The 262-nt window shown below is 30.2% G+C and carries 1 protein-coding gene; it reads right to left on the minus strand.

Going from position 1 to position 262, the window contains the following annotated elements; translation table 11 throughout:
- A partial coding sequence (locus tag SB679_RS24835; protein ID WP_410704958.1) for a DUF6702 family protein occupies window positions 1-244 on the minus strand: 244 nt, incomplete at its 3' end.
- Window positions 245-262 lie beyond the last annotated feature (18 nt).

The raw sequence follows: 262 nt of genomic DNA on the forward strand, positions 1-262 counted from the left end.
CTTTTAAAAATTTATTGTCTGTCTTTAACTTAAAATATTCCTGACAATATTTTTGCAGGGATTCATTGAGTTTGGCTTTATATTTTTCATCATTAAAGTGAAAAGATCCCCCGTATTTTTTACTCAATCCATTTTCCATATCATCCAGAAAAAAACGACCTGTCACTTCAAAAGTTTTGGATTTTGAATTATAATTGATTTCCACAGATCCTACATGGTATGGATGAACAACCTTTCTTTCCATAAAATTCTGGAAGATGAG

It is taken from the genome of Chryseobacterium sp. SIMBA_029 (assembly GCF_046535275.1).
In the GTDB taxonomy this organism is placed as follows: domain Bacteria; phylum Bacteroidota; class Bacteroidia; order Flavobacteriales; family Weeksellaceae; genus Chryseobacterium.